This is a genomic window from Oerskovia gallyi, assembly GCF_014836745.1.
In the GTDB taxonomy this organism is placed as follows: domain Bacteria; phylum Actinomycetota; class Actinomycetes; order Actinomycetales; family Cellulomonadaceae; genus Oerskovia; species Oerskovia paurometabola.
The window spans coordinates 1-606 of the sequence record NZ_JACSQE010000032.1; the positions used below are offsets into that span (position 1 = coordinate 1).

1 protein-coding gene is annotated in these 606 nt (G+C 69.6%); it reads right to left on the reverse strand.

What is annotated here, in order from left to right; translation table 11 throughout:
• On the reverse strand, window positions 1–606 hold a 606-nt coding region (locus tag H9640_RS18885; RefSeq protein WP_191792313.1), incomplete at both ends, for a metal-dependent transcriptional regulator.

Genomic DNA, 606 nt, shown 5'->3' on the forward strand with positions numbered 1-606 from the left:
GCGCGGAAACCGTGTACGACCCGGCCTCGGGGGTGATCGTGACCTCCTGGCGGGGCAGGATGCCCGCGGCCGCCAGGCGCGCGAGCAGGTCCGTGTCGGTCTGCAGGGGCTCGGCGATGCGCTGCACGACCACGCGCAGCGCCCCGGGGGCGCGCCCGGCACGGTCGGCCGCGGCCACGTACGCGGGCAGCGACACGACCCCGTCGAGGTACTCGATCTCCACGATGTCCTCGCCCAGCTCCGACAGGCCCGGGATCGGGTTGCCGTACGGGTCGTGGTGCGGGTGGTCCAGCAGACCGATCAACCGCTTCTCCACGAGCTCGCTCATCACGTGCTCCCACCGGCACGCCTCGACGTGCACGAACTCCCAGTCGAGCTTGATCACGTCCGTCAGCAACCGCTCCGCCAACCGGTGCTTACGCATCACCCGCTGCGCCTTCGCATGACCCTCAGCAGTGAGCTCAAGATGACGGTCCCCGGTCACCACGACCAGACCATCACGCTCCATGCGCGCCACCGTCTGCGACACCGTCGGACCCGAATGACCCAACCGCTCCGCGATCCGCGCACGCAGAGGGACGATCCCCTCCTCGTCCAGCTCATAGA